General features: G+C 58.8%; 16 protein-coding genes and 1 pseudogene. 1 reads left to right on the forward strand and 16 read right to left on the reverse strand.

Translation table 11 applies throughout. From position 1 onward, the window contains the following. Positions 1 to 208: 208 nt before the first annotated feature. A pseudogene (locus tag NKJ84_RS30955) lies at positions 209 to 423 on the reverse strand (helix-turn-helix domain-containing protein). A 176-nt stretch (positions 424 to 599) separates the two neighbouring features. Then, a complete protein-coding gene (locus NKJ84_RS30960; RefSeq protein ID WP_352509659.1) occupies positions 600 to 845 on the reverse strand; it encodes a helix-turn-helix domain-containing protein in 246 nt (81 codons plus the stop codon). 115 nt (positions 846 to 960) lie between these two features. Between NKJ84_RS30960 and NKJ84_RS30965 the strand changes: the two genes are divergently transcribed. After that, a complete protein-coding gene (locus tag NKJ84_RS30965) occupies positions 961 to 1,236 on the forward strand; it encodes a DNA -binding domain-containing protein (RefSeq protein WP_352473864.1) in 276 nt (91 codons plus the stop codon). A 12-nt stretch (positions 1,237 to 1,248) separates the two neighbouring features. On the opposite strand, the gene NKJ84_RS30970 is transcribed toward NKJ84_RS30965, so the two are convergent. The 14 genes from NKJ84_RS30970 to NKJ84_RS31035 all read right to left on the reverse strand — a co-directional run bounded on the left by NKJ84_RS30970 (position 1,249) and on the right by NKJ84_RS31035 (position 17,867). Further along, on the reverse strand, positions 1,249 to 1,524 hold the full coding sequence (locus NKJ84_RS30970; RefSeq protein ID WP_352509675.1) for a DNA -binding domain-containing protein: 276 nt from the start codon (positions 1,522 to 1,524) through the stop codon (positions 1,249 to 1,251). 277 nt (positions 1,525 to 1,801) lie between these two features. Further along, a complete protein-coding gene (locus tag NKJ84_RS30975; RefSeq protein ID WP_352509661.1) occupies positions 1,802 to 2,059 on the reverse strand; it encodes a transcriptional regulator domain-containing protein in 258 nt (85 codons plus the stop codon). Between the two features lie 34 nt (positions 2,060 to 2,093). Next, complete coding sequence (locus NKJ84_RS30980) at positions 2,094 to 2,720, reverse strand: acyl-homoserine-lactone synthase (RefSeq protein WP_352509663.1); 627 nt, start codon at positions 2,718 to 2,720, stop codon at positions 2,094 to 2,096. Between the two features lie 91 nt (positions 2,721 to 2,811). Then, positions 2,812 to 3,540 (reverse strand): LuxR family transcriptional regulator, encoded by a 729-nt coding sequence (locus tag NKJ84_RS30985; RefSeq protein ID WP_352509664.1) that lies wholly within the window; start codon positions 3,538 to 3,540, stop codon positions 2,812 to 2,814. Between the two features lie 546 nt (positions 3,541 to 4,086). Beyond that, complete coding sequence (locus NKJ84_RS30990) at positions 4,087 to 5,493, reverse strand: aminotransferase (RefSeq protein ID WP_352509666.1); 1,407 nt, start codon at positions 5,491 to 5,493, stop codon at positions 4,087 to 4,089. Between the two features lie 960 nt (positions 5,494 to 6,453). Continuing rightward, the gene (locus NKJ84_RS30995) at positions 6,454 to 6,948 is read right to left on the reverse strand and encodes a Mov34/MPN/PAD-1 family protein (RefSeq protein ID WP_352453525.1); all 495 of its coding nucleotides are present in this window, start codon (positions 6,946 to 6,948) and stop codon (positions 6,454 to 6,456) included. Beyond that, the gene (locus NKJ84_RS31000) at positions 6,948 to 8,750 is read right to left on the reverse strand and encodes a ThiF family adenylyltransferase (protein ID WP_352509667.1); all 1,803 of its coding nucleotides are present in this window, start codon (positions 8,748 to 8,750) and stop codon (positions 6,948 to 6,950) included. The genes NKJ84_RS30995 and NKJ84_RS31000 overlap by 1 nt, the downstream gene beginning before the upstream one ends. 436 nt (positions 8,751 to 9,186) lie before the next feature. Next, positions 9,187 to 9,684, reverse strand: a complete 498-nt coding sequence (locus NKJ84_RS31005) for an Lrp/AsnC family transcriptional regulator (RefSeq protein ID WP_352509669.1) — start codon at positions 9,682 to 9,684, stop codon at positions 9,187 to 9,189. A 487-nt stretch (positions 9,685 to 10,171) separates the two neighbouring features. Beyond that, the gene (locus tag NKJ84_RS31010; RefSeq protein ID WP_352509671.1) at positions 10,172 to 11,716 is read right to left on the reverse strand and encodes a fumarate hydratase; all 1,545 of its coding nucleotides are present in this window, start codon (positions 11,714 to 11,716) and stop codon (positions 10,172 to 10,174) included. A 6-nt stretch (positions 11,717 to 11,722) separates the two neighbouring features. After that, positions 11,723 to 13,156: an NAD-dependent succinate-semialdehyde dehydrogenase gene (locus NKJ84_RS31015; RefSeq protein WP_352509676.1), complete on the reverse strand. Its 1,434-nt coding sequence runs from the start codon at positions 13,154 to 13,156 to the stop codon at positions 11,723 to 11,725. 204 nt (positions 13,157 to 13,360) lie between these two features. Further along, positions 13,361 to 14,287: a LysR family transcriptional regulator gene (locus NKJ84_RS31020; protein WP_352509677.1), complete on the reverse strand. Its 927-nt coding sequence runs from the start codon at positions 14,285 to 14,287 to the stop codon at positions 13,361 to 13,363. A 130-nt stretch (positions 14,288 to 14,417) separates the two neighbouring features. Next, complete coding sequence (locus NKJ84_RS31025; protein ID WP_352509672.1) at positions 14,418 to 15,320, reverse strand: HpcH/HpaI aldolase/citrate lyase family protein; 903 nt, start codon at positions 15,318 to 15,320, stop codon at positions 14,418 to 14,420. Between the two features lie 127 nt (positions 15,321 to 15,447). Then, entirely contained in the window at positions 15,448 to 16,599 is a 1,152-nt protein-coding gene (locus NKJ84_RS31030) for a CaiB/BaiF CoA transferase family protein (protein ID WP_352509673.1), read from the reverse strand. Positions 16,600 to 16,616: 17 nt separating this feature from the next. Continuing rightward, complete coding sequence (locus NKJ84_RS31035) at positions 16,617 to 17,867, reverse strand: methylaspartate ammonia-lyase (protein ID WP_352509674.1); 1,251 nt, start codon at positions 17,865 to 17,867, stop codon at positions 16,617 to 16,619. Positions 17,868 to 18,507: the final 640 nt, after the last annotated feature.

An 18,507-nucleotide genomic window follows, 5' to 3' on the forward strand; every position in this document is an offset into this window, starting at 1 on the left:
GGCGGCCGTCTCAGCCCGAAGGGCTGCCCACGCCAAGGGGCGAAGCCGAATGGCCGAGACCGCCTGAGCTTGCCGAAGAAAAGCGGGCTCGGTTCACGAGCACGTGGTGCGCGTCGCCACGCGCGCGGATGCTCCTGTCAGCAGCATGAATGCCTGGAAAACTTCTGGTCGAGTCTCATCAACCGCGGTTTCGTCGCTGCTTCCAGATTTATTCAGAATGAGGGTCGAGTAAATCGGCCGGCTCGATTCCGAGCACTCTGGCGAGTTTTGCCACCGTATCAATGATGGCTGCATAGACCGAGCGCTCAAGTGCGCTGACATACGTTCGGTCGACGCCAGCCTCATGGGCCAGCGCTTCTTGCGACAGTTTCTTTTTTTGCGATGCCTATGCAGTTTGCGGGCAAAGACCTCTCGGATTTCCATGCACGAGAAGCCACCCTCTTGTCGAGGATTTCACCACGGAGGATTCTCTACAAAAATCAGAGACAACAAAGGGGAGCGGCTACACGGCATCACTTTAGCGAGGGCAAATCCCGCTGAGCCGTGAACTCAAGGAGGTAAATCGTGAAGTTTGGCACCCAAACCAAGCGCAACGCCATCTACAGATCACGAGAGCGACGCATTTGTGCCAGAAGCTCGCAAGGATCGATATCGAGAGCCTCGGTAAGGTCGAGAAACTCAATTACGTCCAGCCCACGTTCACCACCCTCATACTTGGCGACGAACGACTGCGGGCGGCTTAGCATTTCAGCAACCTGGCTCTGGGTGAATCCGTTATTTTTGCGCGCCGCTATCAACCTTTTCAGCAGCCAGCGCTGGCGAGGTGATCGAAGGGATTTCGGCATCAGACGAACCGGCCAGAAAGAACTGGCTCACCGACTAATCCCAGTTTCGGATTATCCCATTTTAGGATATGTCCAGTCAAAGGCGGACGCGGGAGAATTCATAGCGAGATATGAGATGGAAGACAGATTGCTCCAACCTGCCGTTGCCGACGAGGTCCCCTGGGCGGAGAGCCTGACCGCTTATGACAATGAGCACTTCAGGATCTATCTGAGACTCATAGACGCATGCGCCGGGAATGCCAGCGAAGAAGAGATGGCGCAGGCGATATTGGGCATCGATCCAGTGCAAGAGCCGGCTCGCGCCCAAAAGGCGGTTCGCAGCCATCTCGCGCGCGCCCACTGGCTGGTGATCGCGGGGTACAAAGAGCTGTTCTCTGGCCAAGAGGCCTGATAGTGACGATCACTATAGAAGAAACCGCTTATAACCACCGTTCATAAGCGAGCGCCCGCGTCTGACTGCACGGCGGACGCTGTCGCGAAGATGGTCACCGCGGTCGGCCCAGTCCTGCTCGACGCGGGCTCTGCCGAAGAGAGCAAGGCCGATTTCGCGGTGTGGCGCGCCAGCGATGGAGCCATCGAGCGCACGCAAGACTCGGCGCAACCGCGTGCGACGGGGTTCGGTTGGAAAGAATCCCGATTGCAGCCTTCCGGTCGAACGGAGGCCGTTCAGACATTCCATCCCGTTCAGGCGTTGCTTGAGTTCCTCAGGCGGCCAGAAGACGGAGGAAGTCAATCGCACAGGTTCGAGGAGGCTGACGCCTGAAGCAGCCAACTGCAAGCTCCTGCCATTGTCCTCGACAAGGACGTGCTGATGCCCGTCTCCCGTAACGAGTATGGAGATGCGGCAGGAGCGCGCGGCGAGATCGAGCACGTCGATCCCGCCAGGCCGCGCCGCTCTTTCGGCAGCAAGGGGCAAAACATGCGGACATTGGCGGGGGCACCAGAAGACGCTCGCATCATTTGCTTTCGAGCTTGCAAAACAGAAGGCCCCACCGCGAAAGATCGGCAGTGTTCGACGGCAGGCTGATTATGTCCACGGCCCCGGCGTTCGTACGCTCGGCACGGCGCAGCGCGTTCGCCAGATCGTTCTGGAAGTCCGGATTGCGCCTGAGGAATTCCCAGGCCCAGCCTCGGCTGGTCAGCCGCTCGACATAGCCATAGTCACCATCATCTTGCCTGTCCGGCCAGGCAGGGCCAGGTATTATTTCGTCCATTGCATCGTTTCCACGAACTGGTTGGATTCCAGGCTCAGGCGATCTTCATGACCGGTGTCCACAGTACCGGGCCCTTGAGTCCGCTATTGCGATGGAGGGCTTCCAAGCTCTCTGTTGAGACGTCGAGATATCCGGCAACGGCGCGCGTGTTGCCTATTGTTTGCGGATCGGACAGCCGTTCGAGTGGCCAGCCGGCGCGACGCAAGATCCGCTCTATGCGCAGATCCGTTACGGTAACGATGCTGCGCAGACCACGTGACAACCCGAACTCGACCATCCCGGCAAACAGCTCGTAGGTGCCAATAGCGATGCCCGCCTGTTTCGGCGCGGAAGGCGGCAGATCAAGCGCAAAACGGCTGCTTTCCCAGACCCGCGGATCTTCCGGCGCCGAACGGTCTGCAAGGAGAGCGCAGAAGCTGTCGCGCAGCATCGTCGGTCCGGTGGTCGGCAAGAGGCGCACGCAACCGTCGATGCGCCCGGTGAGCCCACGCAGCAACAGGTAGTGGGGACGAAGCGCGTCGAACGGATCGACCTCATAGCCGCCGCTGAACGAAACGTCCCAATCAAGTCGATCCCTGAAGACGCGATACCGCAAGCGGTGCATCTGCTCGAGCTCGTCGCTGAACTCAGCGTAGCAATCCGGCGTGATCAACTGCATCATGATGGCCTTTCTCCCTCGCATGGATAGCACCTGCGATTGAAGGCAAAGGCCGGATTTGATACAACCTGTGTATGTGCCCAGGTTTTGGAGATCAGGTGAAGAAAGATGGCCGGGATAGTGCAAGCCGAACGGCCGCCTGAATAACCGTCTTCACGCCAAGCTTGTTCCTGGCGTTATCCCGATGATAGGCTGCGGTGTGCCGACTGATTCCCAAGATGCGGCCGATCTCCCACGCCGTCTTTCCGCGAGCCGCCCACTTCAGACACTCGATTTCCCTTCGAGATAGGGTAACGCCATCCACGATCCTGCCGTCGGCCAGCTTGCGACAGGCATGAAGATGGAAGAAGATCGCGATGAGCTCGAGCGCGCGGTCATATCGGTCGATCACGCGGAAGAACAGTGGTTGCCTCTCATCGGAGGCGAAGGTCAGTGCTGCAAACAGGCCGCCGCTGTCATGGATCGGGATCGTGAAGCCGCAGCGAATGCCGAATTGCGTTGCCTCATCCATCAATTGTCGCTGCTGCGTCGATAGTTCGAGATCAGCACCGTGCGCATCCCAGTTGAATGGTTCCTGACCACCACGCGCCTGATGGATAACCGGGTCAATCTTTTCATACCGACTGTGAAGGTAGTGAGATGTCCAGGATTGAGGGTAGGTGGAAATCAGGCGCACCTTGCGGCCCTTGCCAGGCGAAGGGAAAAGATAGGCAAAAGACGGCAAATCGAGCGAAGAGGCAATCTCCCGTAAAGCGTTGCGCAGGTCTGTCGCGTCAGCGCTGTCTGCGATTTGCTCGACAAATCTATGAAAAACGTCTTGCATACCTAAATTGCAGTGAGTTGGCTCATGGCTTCTGGCCGCCCATATCGGAGCCCGGGTCGACCAAAGCGCGGCCATGCAGGCCCGGCAGGAGACTGAGCTCCGTGCCGGGCCGGTGCGCCTTGGGAGGGCGATATGTGCTTCGACGACGCTCTTATCGACACCGAGACCTCATTCCAGCGTCATCTCTCAGCAGTGACAGTTGTCCTCTGGGGTTTGCACTTCATTACGGTCGGGGTGTCTGTCTGCGGGGCTGTTGAGACTGCTCCATGGAGGAGCTCAGCCTCACGGTAGATTGCGGTCTGTGGTCTGTGAGAGCATCACCTCTACAATTCTTGCAGCAGTCCTACGTCACCGTCTCGGACGCGAAGGCGGTTCTGTATTTTCGAGATTGACCTCGCATTTTCGCCATCGGCTCGCACATCCTCCATGCAAGTTGCCTTAAAAGCGAAGCGGGTTGTTTTGCGCGCGCCAGCTCATGACGCCACAGGGCTCCCGGAGGTCATATCCTGGTCGATCCGAGTGGGAGGCGTCATCCGTCACGTCAGATCATATCGCGCCCTCCGCCTTCAGCGCGCGATAGGTCGTATCGACTGATTTCGCGGCTGCCTCGACGATGATGTCGATCTCTTTTCGGGTAATGATCAGAGGTGGGGCAAAGCCGAGGATATCGCCATGCGGCATAGCGCGGCCTATGACACCATTTTCAAACAGAGCAGCGGCGCCGCGCACGCCGACCTGAAGTCCGGGTTCAAATGGCACCCGACCCTTCGGATCCCGCATCAGCTCCACGGCGGATAGAATGCCGACGCCGCGAACCTCGCCGACAATGGGATGTCGCTCCAGTTCGGCTTTCATGCGGGCTTGCCAATAGGGTCCGACGTCCCGAACATGTTCCAGGATGTTTCTTTCCTTTAGCAATTTAATGTTAGCAAGCGCGGCCGCCGCGCAAAGCGTGTGACCAGAATATGTCCAGCCATGGCCGAGTGGCCCGTGCTTTTCCGTCCCTTGTTCCAAAACCGACCAGACCCGGTCACCGATAATCGAACCGGAGATAGGAAGGTAGGCGGAACTCAAGCCCTTCGCGATGGTTACGAAATCCGGGCGCATGCCATAGAGGTGGGAACCGAATTTCTCACCGGTTCGCGCGAAGCCGCAGACCACCTCATCGGCAATAAGAAGGATGTCGTACTTGTCAAGCACCCCCTGAATCGCAGCCCAGTACCCCTTCGGAGGCGGAACGATGCCCCCGGTCCCAAGTACCGGCTCTCCAATGAAGGCTGCAACGGTCTCTGGGCCTTCGGCGAGGATAAGGGCTTCAAGTTCGTTGCCACAGCGCCTGGAGAACGCCTCCTCATTTTCGCCGTCGCGCGCCTGGCGATAGTAGTGTGGCGTCGTCGTATGGCGCACCAAATCCAAAGGCAGGTCGAAGAAATCGTGAAAGAAGGCAAGACCCGTTAGGCTACCTGTGACCAGCCCTGACCCGTGATACCCGCGATTGCGCGAGATGATCTTCTTCTTTTCAGGGCGCCCGAGGATGTTGTTGTAGTACCAGACCAGCTTGATGTTGGTTTCATTGGCGTCTGAGCCGGAGAGGCCGAAAAACACCCTTCGCATGTTCTGACCGAAATATTCCACCACGGCCTCTGCCAAGAGTGCGACTGGCTCGGTTCCCTGGCTCGCATAGACATGGGCGAACGGCAACTCGTGCGCTTGACGCGCGATGGCTTCCGCAATCTCCGTGCAGCCATATCCCATATTGACGCAGTAAAGCCCTCCGAAACCGTCAAGGCTCTTTCGGCCGTCGGTATCCCAGATGTACACGCCTTCTGCACCGGCCATGATCCGGTTTGGCGTCTCGCCGCGGCTGTGCTTGGCCAAGTGTGTAGACGGATGAAAGACGAAGCTTCGGTCCTTCTCCCGCAGCTGCTCAGTTCCCAAATTGCTCAATCTCATAGTTCCCCTCCTCGCGAGCAGTAGGCAGAAGACACTCACCCAGCCGCCTATTGAAAACAAGTGTAGCCGCAAATACCTCTCGAGTTTCGCGGGAATGCACGTCTTTAGCCGACGAATTCGCGAAAATCGGCCTCGAACGCAGTGAAAACCGAGGTTTCTGGAGTTTACCTTCTCCTTGAGGCGGATAACGGATCAGTGGCCGCCGCCGTGTTCTGGTCGTCGGCGGATGTCTGCGAAGGTACCGCATAAACCCCGGGGACTGGTATTACGAGATGCGCTGTCCGAAGATCCCCCTCCAGCAGCCCAATAGAACTTCCGCGATGCGTTCTTCGTGTCGCCAGAATATTTTCGGGGATATAGTGATGCGCACGCTCGTGGCGGCACGCCTTGGGCTATTCAGGATTGCCATCCCTCTCAAAGCAGATTCGCAGCGTTATGAAGGCGTCGGGATCGCTGAGTCGGGCGGCAGGGGAAGCATGCTCGAGAAGACCCTCCGCAGTCTCCTCATCGAGCAGCAAAGGTCCCCTCTTCACATGACGATCGACTTACGATCCCAGGACGTGCTCTAGATTCTTCTTTCGCATAGATTTGGACGGGCTCGCCAAGGCTCGACACCGTGTCCACACAGCAGTAGACGCTTCCATCTGTCCCGATTGCAACTGGCTGTCTCGATCTTCAAGCCCTGGGTCTTCATCACTCGGAAGAACTGCTCGATCAACCAGCGCTGCGTGTACAAGCGACAATCGGCCAGGCCCCGGCGGAGCAGGTTCCCGCATGGGTGGTCAGGAGCAGCCAATGCAGCGGGTCCACGCCGGTGGGCGCGGCCGTTACTTCACCCGCTGCAGCCCACGCTGCCGGGCAGGCCGTTCCTCGCGCAGGTTGGCCGGATCATCGCCTGACCGAAGCGGATGCCAGGTCATGCCTTTCATCAAGCCGCTGGCATCTGCGTGTGCGGAGATTTCAAAAGGCCCTTATCTGCACCGGATCGAGATGCAGCTTGTCCCAGAGCACCACCCGCGGCACCGTTTGTGCTCGCCACGCCGTCAGCTGCCATGTGCCGGAAGAACCCCATAGAATCATCATCAGCGGCATTGCGCAGCGGGCTTCTGGTGTGGCGATAACGCGGCGAAGGACGCCGCGGTCGGTCCAACTCAGCGCGCCGCTCGAAGCGCCGGGGTGGCTATGCCAGTCGCCGAGGTAAGTCTCGCGGCGACCCGAACGCTCATATTGGGCGGCAATCTGCTCAAGCTGCCATTGCTGATCCGGCTGGAACCGGAAGCGCTCGTGAAGGGCGCCGGGTCCGGGACCAATCATGGCGGTTACGACGGCGGTATCAGGATTCAACCACCAGCCCATGAAAGTGCCGCCGGTCTCTAATGGGAGTTTGGTGTCGGCTTCAACCGCGCATTCCTGAGTCACGATGTTAGGCAGCCAGACATCAACATCCGGCAACATCAATGCCCGCCCCGGCAGTTCCGGTGTTTTGGCAGCGGATCGACACGCCAGCTCGGCGGACAGCGCGCTCGTTCATCATCAACAAAGCTGAGTGTCTGCACGACCGAACAATCGTCCGCCTTACCCGAGAGGGTATCGATGGCCAGCCTCACCGCCTGCAGCGAAAGTTCCTGCAGATCATAGTCGCCACCGGTGAATGTGCGCTCGCTGCACCCCGCCGGCTGGGTCAGGGCCTCGTCACCGGCATCCTGTCCTGGCGGGGGTTCGATCTCGTGCTTGTGCCATGCGTGCAAAAGGCAATTCGGGCAGCCGCTTTCGCGGACGTGTCGGACAACGGTGCCGCCCTCCAGCGTCGGCGTCGCGGACAAGCTTATGAGGGGAACGGCTGCGCTTCGGCAGCGGTCATGCAGCAGCGTTGTAACGCCGTGCGAAGCGCTGCCATCGATAACGAGATCAGCGTCCCTGATGAGCGAGTCGAGGATATCGTCGTCACCCGGATCGCTCAGAGCCTGCGCCGCAATACCTATAAAATGCGAATGGCTACGGACTTCGGTTGCCGGATACTGGCGAGCGAGAAAACCCTGCAAGGCGTCTGTCTTGCGCTGACCCCAGGCGGCTGCGCCCAACGGCCAGCGGATCGTGTTTCCAGGCTCAAGAATGTCATGTTCAACGAGATCGAGGGTGCGGCATCCGTTGCGAGCCAGTTCGATCGCTACCGGTGCGCCGACGGCGCCAACGCCCACCACAATGATCCGCTTGTCTTTAAGGGATGCAACGGCCGGAACACGCCAGCCAATGTCGCCCGGCCCGGCGCGAAAAACGGGCAACGCCGTGATACGCAATGATTTGGGGGCTTTGTTCTTCTTCGGCTCAAAGCCGTGTGCATGACCGAAGACCATGACGAAGCACCAGCCGAGGCCCGTCTCACCAAAGCCGAGCTCGCTCGGATAGACGAGTGCGCGGAGGTCAAACTTCAGACCTGAACCGTACTTTCGTGGCCGGGTACGCTGGAGCCATGAGTAATCTTGGCGGAGCCTTTTTAGCTGTGCGTCGAGCTGAGGTTCGGGCAGCATCGTGTCTTTTGATCTTACCCACGGAACCTCCAGCTGATTCTTCGCGTCGGCCAGGTCGGTTGGGAGCGGACCCGCCCATTGGTGAAGCACTTGGCCATCCTCAGCGCGAACCTCTTCGACATAGGCCCTGACCGCTGGAATATGGATTGGACCGTTCTCGGCCTCCACTTTGACCGTTTGATCTTGGATGTAACGCAGCTGCAATGTGCCCTGCGAGGTGTCGCCGACATCCCAGCCGCTGTCGATCAGACAATAAGATCCGGAATTACGGCCAAGGTTGTTCCACCAGTATTCGGCAGGCTCGCCCTGCTGGTCTTCCTCACCGGTACCACGCACGGAGTCGGCGAGCTGTTTTTCGAGCAACGTACAAAGCGTCCAGCCCGGTGTCCACTGCCGGGTGTCGCGGCCGAGCAGGCAGAGATTGCCCTCGATAGGACTGCGGTGGCGCGCGGGCGGGGGGTCCAGGCCGGCGAGCAGAAAGACCTGAGGCCGAAAGTGCGGGTAGGCGTCGGGAAAGACAGCCTGCAACCGAACGGGCGTCGCCGTATCGAGCGGCCAGTCGAATGTGAGCGACAATCGCCCGGCAGCGAGGGCCGGCTCGTCAATCTCAGGCGTTATCCCGGCGGCGTGCAGCGCGTCGAGTTCGTATTTAAGCCGCCCCGGATAACGCTTCTCCCAGCGGGGAACTGGCTGCGCCGGGGTGGTCATGGATGAATCGGGATCAACCATCCTCTCATCCCACCTTGCGCGGCGGGGGTATAGGCGGATCAGGCGGCCCGGAAGGCACTCCGTGAGGCGGCCCGGAAGGCACTCCGTGAGGCGGTCCTTTTCCGGGATTATCTGGTGGTCCCTTTCCGGGGTTGTCGGGTCTTCCAGCCATAATTGGCCTCCATATCACATACTTCGTCAGCTTGTCGCAGGGCCGGCAGTTAACGGTTGTTGGCAATAATGTGCTTCTGAGCTTATATCCTGGCCGTAGAACTTTTCGGATCTCCGACTAAATTGCTCAAAAGCTTGGTTGCTCTCGCCCGAAAAATTGACGCGGAACACTCGGTCGACTGGCTCGTTATATGCGCAACGGCCTCTCGAATGTCGCGGAAATGTGCGTATCTGACCGATGAATTCGCGGAATCGGGACTAATTGCCGACGGAAACGGTTCAGAGTTCATCTCCGCTTGAATGAGGACAACGGAATCGGTGAATTGGCTTTCACTGGCTTCGTCACGACAAGGCTGTAGTATTGGTTGATCCCCAATCCTGCCTGCAGGAGTCCCTCCATGAAATCCTGATACGCCGCCATGGAAGGGGATGAAACGCGCATCAAATAGTCGATCCGCCCCCCGATGGCCCAGCAGTCCAGGATTTCCGGGACGTTTTGGATGGCAGCCTCGAAGTGTCTTTGATCCTCGAGACGATGGCGATCCAAAACCACTTCCACCATTATAGAGATGATGCCCCCCATGAGGGCTGGACTGAGTCGCGCATAGAATCCCTCAATGATGCCTGCGGCTTGCAGCACGCGGAGCCGTTCTGAACAGGCCGACGCCGAAAGATGGACACGCTTTGCGAGCTCGCTTTTCGAAATACGACCGTCTGATTGGATCTCTGAGAGAATCCGGACATCCCAAGCGTCCAGTCGCACAGGATCGGGTTTCGACTTCATGACCGTATGCTCTCACGCGGTAGTGGCCTAGTACCAACCATTCCATCGTCAATCGAAGCGAACGAATATAGTGGCCGTCATTCGTCCTCGGCCTGCAAGCTTCACTGCGAGGTTGTAGAAATCAGGGGAACCGAGAACGATCCAAGCAGAAACGCTGTAAAACAGTTGGATTATTAGCCCTGCCCCAAACCGGCGATGACGCATTTGGAAAGGAGTGATCGCCTGTCGGCGGCGGCCTCCTCGTAAATGAATAGCGCATCTTTTTGGTATCTCCGGTGCTTGACCGATTGGCACCCCTAGACAGCAAACCCTAAGCATCGATACTAAGGACGGCAGGTCGATCCAGTCTTTATACTGAGCGTTTGGCATCGAGAGAAGCCTTTCTTCTCTGGCTCGCCGAGGAGCTGAACCACAAATGGCCGCTGGTGTTACCGATAAGGCCCAAAATCCGAGATGGGACTCTGGTCGGATCGCGCAGCCGGCGGACTCAAACGCCGATGCTGCGGGCGATGCTGTCGGCCGCCATACGCTTGCGCCACTCAAGGGGCCCGGAATTGTGAATAGAGTTTCCCTCAACATCGACAGCCATGATGACCGGCATGTCCTGCACCTCGAATTCATAGATCGCTTCCATGCCCAGGTCTTCAAAGGCAACCAGCCGCGCCGCCTTGATCGATTTTGAAATCAGGTACGCAGCGCCGCCCACTGCGATGAGATAGGGCGTTCTGTGTCTGACGATCGACTCGATGGCCGCCGGGCCCCTCTCCGCTTTGCCGACCATCGCATATAGCCCGGTCTCGGCGAGCATCTTTTCAGTAAAACCGTCCATGCGGCTGGAGGTGGTTGGGCCAGCCGGCCCGACGACCTCATCCCCTACCGCGCGGACGGGTCCGACGTAGTAGATCACGCGTCCCCGCAGATCGACCGGGAGGGGCTTGCCGGTATCGATCAGCTCGACCATTCGCTGGTGGGCGGCGTCACGGCACGTCAGCATCTTACCGGACAAAAGAAGGGTTTCTCCGCAGCGCCACGATGCGGTCCCTTCCTTCGTGAGCGCATCGAGATTGACCCGGCGGACGCCCGCTGTGTGCAAGTCCTCTTGACCAATTTGCGGCCATTCGGAAAGGTCGGGCGGCTCAAGCCGGATGGGTCCAAAGCCGTCCAAGGTGAACGTCATGTGCCGGTTGGCGGCACATTGCGGAATCAGCGCCACGGGCTTGGACGCGGCGTGAGTAGGATAGGTTGCAACCTTGACATCAACGACTGTTGTCAGACCTCCGAGTCCCTGGGCTCCGATACCGAGCGCGTTAATGCGTTCGTAAAGCTCAATCCGGAGTGCCTCCTCCGCGCCTGACGGTCCTTTGGCGATCAGCTCCCACATATCGATCGACTGGTTCATGGCCTCCTTAGCCAGCAGCATTGCCTTTTCAGCGCTACCACCAATACCCACCGAGATCAGGCCGGGCGGGCACCATCCGCTGCCGAGCGTCGAAACGGTGTCGACCACCCAGTCGGCAACGGACGCGCTGGGGTTCAGGGTGGTGAAACGCGCCTTGTTTTCGGACCCACCACCTTTTGCGGCGATGGTGATCTCAATCTGGTTGCCGGGCACGAGGTCGATGTGTATGACCGCCGGCGTGTTGTCGCGCGTGTTGACCCGCCCGGCGAGCGGATCGGCAACGATCGATGCCCGGAGGGGGTTGTCCGGGTCGAGATAAGCTCGACGGACGCCCTCATTCACCAGGTCAGCGAAACTGGCCGTTGATTTGATGCGGACGCCCATGCCGACCTTGGCGAAAACCACCACGAGACCGGTGTCTTGGCAGATCGGGCGCCGTCCGAAGGCGGCCATGCGAGAGTTCAGCAGTATCTGCCCGATGGCGTTCTTCGCAGACGGGCTCTGTTCGCGCGCATATGCCTGCGAAAGGTATCGGATGTAGTCGGGGGGATGGTAGTACGAGATATACTGAAGGGCGTCGGCGACGCTCTTTGTGATATCCTTGCCGGCAATGATCCGAGTTGTCTTATTCACCGAATCTCATCCGAATGACCCAAGCCCGTTGACCAGTTTCAGGCTTTGGAAGCTCCGCAATCCCTGCTCGCCCCCCTCATATCCGTAGCCGCTTTGTTTGATGCCACCATACGGTGCATCTGCGGAAACCCCCTTCAGGTAATTTACACTGATCGCGCCTGCCGAAAGACCGTCGATCAGCGCCCGTTTCGCATCGGCGGCGCCGGTGAAGAAGTAGGCGGCCAAGCCATACTCGGTGGCGTTGGCTTCTTCGATCGCCTCCTCGATCGTGTCGAATGGCGCTACGGTGAGGATCGGCCCGAACGGCTCGTCATGAAGCATTTTCGCATCCTTTGGCACCCCTGTCAGGATGGTTGGCGACCAGTAGAAACCCGGCTGGTCGAGGCGGGTGCCACCGGTTTCAATGCGGGCGCCGCGATCGACCGCATCCTTGATCAGACGCTGCATGGCCTCGATTCGCCGCGCATTTGCCATTGGACCCATCTCCGTCGCCGGGTGGTCCGGCGGACCGATTTTGATCTTGCGGGCGACCTCGGTCATCCGGGACAGGAATTCCTCATAGAGAGGCCGCGCGACGAGGATCCTGCTCGGCGCATTGCAACTCTGGCCAGCGCACTCGAACTTGTATTCCGAAATTGCCGGAATGGCCGTGGCCAGGTCGGCATCGTCGCATACAATGACGGGGGAGTGCCCACCGAGCTCGAGGATGCATCGTTGCAAGTTGTTCGCGGCGAGCTTGGCGAGCTGTTTTCCAACCTCGGTAGAGCCGGTGAAAGTTAGAACCTTGACGATCGGCGAGCTGAGTAAGTGCCGGGATATTTGCACCGGAACACCAAAGACGAGATTGACCACGCCGTCCGGGATACCCGCTTGTCGCAAGGCTGCGACGAAATGGACAGCCGCGCTTGGTGTCTCTTCAGCCCCTTTGAGGATCACCGGGCAGCCTGCCGCCAAAGCAGGGGCGAGCTTGCGGGCGATGAGAACGGCGGGATAGTTCCAAGGCGTAAAGGCAGCAACGACGCCAAGTGGCTCGGGGACGATCATCCGGTTCGGGCCCATCGGAATAGGGGCCGACAACTCTTCGGCATGCGTTCCGTTCCACTCCAGCGTTTCGACAGCGCGCGCATACTCACCTGTCGCTTCGGCAATCGTCTTTCCCTGTTCGGTCGACAAATCCTTCGCTGCGTCTCCCACCTTCGTGGCAAGGATCCTGGCGGCCGCGACAAGGATCTCGCCGCGCTCTCTTGCAGGCCGTGAGGACCAAGTCCGGCGGCTTCGCTCTGCAGAAGCGAGAGCCTCATCCAGATCCGACGCCGAAGCCGCGGCCACCGAGCCAAATACCCGCTCTGTCGCCGGGTTGGTCACCGGCAGAGTAATTCCGTCACTTCCGGCTCGCCACCTGCCATTGATGAAAAGTTGGTGGCTCGTGGCGTTAGACATCGCATGCTCCGCTTGACTGAATTCCTGCCAGTACGAGGACCAGCCGATATCCGGACCATGGGGCTCGCTTCTCTGCAGTTCATCGCAATGGTCACGCCCGGTCAAATATGGAATATCGACCAAAACCATCTCGAACACAGATTGATGCGGCTCAGGCAGTCGTGGAGGAGCGGTAGCACGTTGAACTTGGTTTTAAGGACATACCTAAGCCAGGTCCGGAGCCGTGGCCGACCAGTGCTTGCCCTCGATCAATGTCCTGACGACCTTGGGGATCAGCTTGCGGACGGCAGAGACGGCTGGAGAGCGCTCATCTTTCGGATTGACGGCAAGCACAACGGAACGGGTAATCACCGGATCAATGATCTTAACCGTCCGGACTTGGCCTTGAGAGGCCTCCCTCTGAATGGCCGACGGGGCAAGGATAGAATAAGCTTTTCCTTCCATGACCATGTTGATGATCGTAGAAAGGGAGTCGACTTCGAATCTGACGTCCAGCACACACCCGTGCTGCGCAACGACATCAGCCACCGAACGCCTGACATTGTTGTTGCGCATCGGAACCGCCAGCGGAAACGCATGCAGGTCGGCGAGTGGTATCGAATCTTCGAAAGGCGGTTCACCCCGCGGCACCACCAGACAAAGTTCTTCCCGTGCCAGCACCGTCATTCGCCCTACACTCTCGGCAGTTCGGTAAAGGACAGCCAGATTGAAGCGGCCAGCAGCCATCCACTCCTCGAGCGGTCCCGTCATGCCCTCGATCATCTTAAGTGAGATTCTCGGTAATTCGCTTCTTACCGATTCAAGCAGCGGACCGCTAAGGACGCGAGCGGCGCCGGACGGAATGCCGATGGTCACCTCTCCGGAGGGAGCTGCCACCGAGTTGGTCAGTTCGGCCTCTGTGAGCTGAATTTCCTTCAGGATGTTCCGCGCGCGCTCAAGCAGCTTGTCTCCGGACGCCGTGACGCTGACACCAGTCCTGTCGCGAACCAACAGCTGGGTGCCGAATCCGTCCTCCAGTTGACGAACATGCAGGCTTAGAGCGCTTTGAGCAACGTTAAGGATCGCAGCTGCCTTCGTGAAACTGCCAGCTTCAACGACGCCGACAAAGTATCTTAATTGCCTGATGTCCACGATGAACAAATCCAACCGGGGCATGATCCCCAGTGCTTTCATATCTATCTCGAAACGAGATGGCAGGCAAGACAAACCGTCTGCCCATGGCTCGAAAACCAGCACTGTCCGGCCGCTGCTTAAAGGCAGGTCAGTCATTGCTGGCGAGAGCCAGGATCTCGTGGGCGCGCCGCACCACTGGCGGATCAATCATTTTACCATTCAACGAGAATGCAGACAGTCCACGCGTGGCGGCATCGTTTTCCGTCGCAACGACACGACTGGCCCACTCAAGTTCCTGTGCGCTTGGCGAGAAAGCCTCATTGAATATGGCCACCTGCATCGGATGGATAGCCAAAGCTCCGGCAAAGCCAAGCCGCCGCGCATGCGCCGCGGCTTCACGAAGTTTGTGAGTGTCCGAGAAATCGCCAATGCTTCCTATGAAGCCTAGCGGCAGCAACCCGGCCGCACGGGCGGCAAAAAGAACAGAGAGGTTCGGCGTCAAGAGAAGGTCGAATTCGGGTGCGCCGCCAACAGCGGCACTAAAGTCTTCAGGACCAAGCGCCATTGCGACCATCCTTGGATGCGCCGACGCAATGGCCGCCAGCCTTTGCAAGGCGCCCGGAGTCTCCACCTGGGCAAGGAACCGAATGCGTCCCTGGACAAGATTTCTTTCTCGTTCAAGTTCAGAAACCGCATTCGCGATCTCTGATACCCACTCTGCCGAATCCGTCTTAGGAAGAACCAGTGCGTCAACACCCGCCATCACGGCTGCATCGAGATCCGCCGCCAAGGCGCGCAAACCACGATTCACGCGGACCAGAACCGATTTGCTCTTCCGGCCCACCTTCGCCACGGATTCAGGAAGCTGCCGCCGTGCCCTGCCCTTCTGATCCTGCGGAACGGAATCCTCGAGGTCGAGTATGATGCCATCTGCACCGCGCTCATGAGCCGTTTCCACAAAGCGCGTGATGTGAGCGGGCAGGAAGAGCAGCGATCTCCAGCGGGGTATAGACATTGGGCCTTCAACGGCCGGAACGGTGTCCTTGATCATGGCGTCGCCTCAGCGGTCGATTTTAGCGAGGGCGGCGGCGGCAATGAACTCGCTGGGCGGCCGATGTGCTGAGATGGCAAACAGGTACGCTCCGTCGCGAACGCGCCCACCATACCGAGACACGCGCTCACGCTGACGCGGCTCTTTCGCGCAAACGCCCCTGAACTTCTTCCCGGACAGTCTCCGTATGCGCGCCAAGGGCCGGCACCGGGCGCAGCGAGGGGCGCTCCGAGTTGAAGATCGCCGCAGGCGCTATCGTCTCGATGGTTCCTTCGGGTGTGCCGACCTCGACCCTGCGAACGTGGGGATGCTTTGAAATATCCGCCACTTCGTTCAGTCGGCCATATGCCAAACCGGCCGCCTCAAGCTCTTGCATTGCTTCTTGGCAGGACAGTTCAGAAAAATGCAGTTCAATGATCTCATCAAGTTGCGCGCGGTGACCGAGACGCTCCATGTTGTCGGCAAAACCAGGTGCGCGTGTAAGCCCCGGCTGCTTCAGGAACTTCTCGCAGAAATTTACCCATTCGCGGTCATTTTGAACCGAAAAGATGACGTCTTTGCCATCGGCACAACGATAAGCGCCATACGGCGCCAGCGACGGGTGTTTCACACCCGCGCGTACAGAGTGATAGCCGCTGTAGTCGTGTTGTAGAACCGGAACATTCATCCAGTCGGCGACGGCATCGAACAGTGACACCTGGATGCTGGTGCCTTCGCCGGTGACCTCGCGGTGATAGAGGGCTTGAAGAATGGCGCTATGCGCTGTCATGCCCGCCGAGATGTCGCAAACAGAGACCCCTACACGCGCGGGCCCTTGTTGGTTGCCGGTGATCGCGCATAGACCTGTTTCGGCCTGGACGATGAGATCATAAGCCTTCAAGTGGGAATACGGCCCTTTCTCCCCGAAACCCGAGATGTCGCAGGTGATCAGCCGCGGAAATCGTCGACGCAGATCGGCAGAACCGAAACCCAGTTTCTCGATACTGCCCGGCTTCAGATTCTGGATAAAGACGTCGGCATTGGCAATGAGCGTGTCGAGGACCTCGCGGTCCGCCTCCAACCTCAAGTCCAGGCACACCGACTCCTTGCCCCGGTTGAGCCAGATGAAGTAAGCGCTCTGCCCCCGGACCAACTTGTCGTAGTTTCGGGCAAAGTCCCCTTCGAGCCTTTCGATCTTGATCACCCGGGCGCCGGCGTCCGCAAGGCGAGACGACGCATAAGGCGCAGCAACGGCCTGTTCCACCGCTACGACAGTAATCCCCTCAAGAGAGTTATGCATACGACACCGTGTTTTCATCAAATTTTTTCGTCCTGGGCTCGACGACGGTTCAGCATCGCGAGCAATCGGTTCTGCTCGTTTCCGACAATGGAAAATGCCTCGTCAAAACCCATCCCGGGCTTTGCGAGCATCATGTCGGCCTGGGTTGCCACCGATACGTGGACTGAAGCCTGGGCGGAGAGATCCGTCTCAGTACAGCTTCCCCCAACATACGCCCCGACCTTATTCGCCTTGCAGATGAGAACTGCCCGCGCCGTATCTGCCATCGAGCCGACGTCTGGCGTCTTGATTTGGACGAGATGCGCGGCCTTCGCTTCGGCAAAGAGCCGGATATCCTCAAGCGTATTGCATCTCTCATCCACGACAATGCGCGCTCCGGAACCCCGGTTGTTCAAAATCGACACGATCTTGGCGTAGTTCTCAACTTGAGCTTGCGTGGAACCATGGTCCGCCGGCGACTCGATGTTGAGCGTGAAACCCGGAACGGTATCGGCAACCCTGCAGATAAAGTCAGCGATCCGTTGCGGCTCCAGGCCAATTTCCAGGCCGATCCACCCATATACATCGAAATGCAGCACCGGCTGATAGCCAGGGCGGCCGATTTGGCGCGTACGCGTTGCAACCCACTTCACGAACTCCATAAAGGTCTGGCCGTCGACGCCGAATTTCTGCCAGGAGTTGATTAGGCCGTGAGGAAGCACATCCACCGCTTTCAGGATCATTTTGTCGACGTTGACTTCCTTAGCATCGCCGCTTTGGCAATAAATCGGAATCCCGCGCGTCGGCAGCGGCAGATCGAATTCAGCACATACGACCTCCGCCATAGTTCTGCGGCGGAGGTGGGCCGCGGTTCGAAGTAGCGCCTGGCTGACGCCATACTCGATCGCGAGAGGTAGCCGGTTACATTCGTAGGGCTCGAAAACGTGGGCGCAGGCATCAAGGTAGCGAGACGCATCGACATCGAGCAGTCGCGGTACAATGACCCGCGACGTCAAATCCGAGATTTGTTTGGTGTCAAACAGAGGATCGCGTCCGCCGGCGCCAGAATATTGAACACTCATCATGTCGCCCCAAACGACGGTGTCGTCGGCAAGGACAAGCCCCATGCTGAGCGAAGATGCAGGAACGCGGATAGACGTGAACCCAGGCGTTAGCGGTTCGCCGACATACGTGAAGCCGTCCTGCGAAGCGCCGGCTCTGATAGCAGCTTGGTCGTCATAGAAAAACGCACCACTGCCGGGCGCGAGGAGGACGTCTTTGATTTGCAATTGCTTCGCTCGATTTCGATCGGACTGTACTGGCGGGCGGATGCAGCTAGTTGCTTTCTACCCGACTATGAGCCACTTGGCATCGAGTTCGCCAATATAGAGTCCCGCATGGTGCCATCGCGTTTTGAGATGGCCCGTACTACTTGAGGAAACTGCCGTCGCCCTACGGCTTCGACTCTACGATGCGGGACGACGTTCCTCCACAGCGCCGTCGTGACATTTAATGGCTTTAATGTCGCCGAGGCGTCGCATATCTCGGCTGCCACAAGGCGAGATCCAACCATATGTCCAAAAACCCCGTTTCGGCCTTCTCCCTATTCAGCTTCCCTAGTTCAGTGCGTGCTCGTCATCTGGCCGTTTCTACGGGGCCCTCAGAGGCCCGGAGCACACGCGAAGATAGTGTGCTGAAGGTTCTGCAAAAAGTTTTGGAGAGAGAACGGCGCTTGCTCTGAGGGGCGAGCGGCCATGGCACGGTGGTGACGTTGCGATCACCGATTCCCGTGGAAGGGGAAGTGCCATGACCAATCGAGACGTTAGGACGTTAGACTGAGCAGAGGCGAGTTGAAAGCGTTGCTGTTGTCGGATGAGGACGGCTTTCGCCAGGCATTGCAGAGTGTCGTGCAGGAGGTTCTTGAAGCCG

The organism is Mesorhizobium sp. M0048 (assembly GCF_040323405.1).
Classification (GTDB): Bacteria; Pseudomonadota; Alphaproteobacteria; order Rhizobiales; family Rhizobiaceae; genus Mesorhizobium.

Coding starts and splice junctions, on each gene's coding strand:
- NKJ84_RS30965 (WP_352473864.1), top strand. CDS start 961: ATGGAAGACAGATTGCTCCAACCTGCCGTTGCCGACGAGGTCCCCTGG.
- NKJ84_RS31000 (WP_352509667.1), bottom strand. CDS start 8,750: ATGGTTGATCCCGATTCATCCATGACCACCCCGGCGCAGCCAGTTCCC.
- NKJ84_RS30985 (WP_352509664.1), bottom strand. CDS start 3,540: ATGCAAGACGTTTTTCATAGATTTGTCGAGCAAATCGCAGACAGCGCT.
- NKJ84_RS31030 (WP_352509673.1), bottom strand. CDS start 16,599: ATGCATAACTCTCTTGAGGGGATTACTGTCGTAGCGGTGGAACAGGCC.
- NKJ84_RS30975 (WP_352509661.1), bottom strand. CDS start 2,059: ATGGACGAAATAATACCTGGCCCTGCCTGGCCGGACAGGCAAGATGAT.
- NKJ84_RS31025 (WP_352509672.1), bottom strand. CDS start 15,320: ATGATCAAGGACACCGTTCCGGCCGTTGAAGGCCCAATGTCTATACCC.
- NKJ84_RS30960 (WP_352509659.1), bottom strand. CDS start 845: ATGCCGAAATCCCTTCGATCACCTCGCCAGCGCTGGCTGCTGAAAAGG.
- NKJ84_RS30970 (WP_352509675.1), bottom strand. CDS start 1,524: ATGGAATGTCTGAACGGCCTCCGTTCGACCGGAAGGCTGCAATCGGGA.
- NKJ84_RS31005 (WP_352509669.1), bottom strand. CDS start 9,684: ATGAAGTCGAAACCCGATCCTGTGCGACTGGACGCTTGGGATGTCCGG.
- NKJ84_RS30990 (WP_352509666.1), bottom strand. CDS start 5,493: ATGAGATTGAGCAATTTGGGAACTGAGCAGCTGCGGGAGAAGGACCGA.
- NKJ84_RS30980 (WP_352509663.1), bottom strand. CDS start 2,720: ATGATGCAGTTGATCACGCCGGATTGCTACGCTGAGTTCAGCGACGAG.
- NKJ84_RS31015 (WP_352509676.1), bottom strand. CDS start 13,156: ATGTCTAACGCCACGAGCCACCAACTTTTCATCAATGGCAGGTGGCGA.
- NKJ84_RS30995 (WP_352453525.1), bottom strand. CDS start 6,948: ATGTTGCCGGATGTTGATGTCTGGCTGCCTAACATCGTGACTCAGGAA.